1 protein-coding gene is annotated in these 294 nt (G+C 32.0%); it reads left to right on the forward strand.

Translation table 11 applies throughout. From position 1 onward, the window contains the following. Positions 1 to 17 precede the first annotated feature (17 nt). Positions 18 to 233: a LytTR family transcriptional regulator DNA-binding domain-containing protein gene (locus tag AOA61_RS32845; RefSeq protein WP_368731122.1), complete on the forward strand. Its 216-nt coding sequence runs from the start codon at positions 18 to 20 to the stop codon at positions 231 to 233. The last annotated feature ends 61 nt before the right edge of the window (positions 234 to 294 follow it).

The following is a 294-nucleotide window of genomic DNA, read 5'->3' on the forward strand; positions in this document are numbered from 1 at the left end:
CGGACTCCAAACAACCAATCTATACTAATGAACCATTAATCAATATCGAAACGAGACTTGACCACTCTTTTATCAGAACTCACAGAAGTTACCTCGTGAATATTACTCACATTAATCGGATAGAACCTTCAGGTAATTCTTACTTAATTAGCTTCAAAAATGCGCCAAGACATATCGCATTTGTCAGTAAAAAATATATAGTACAGCTATTTGAGACTATTAGACTACAATAAAAGGTACAGACTAATATTATTTAACCGTACCTTTTACTCTGCTTCTATTGTAAAATTAAAT

The organism is Pseudomonas sp. 2995-1, assembly GCF_002742505.1.
GTDB lineage: Bacteria > Pseudomonadota > Gammaproteobacteria > Pseudomonadales > Pseudomonadaceae > Aquipseudomonas > Aquipseudomonas sivasensis.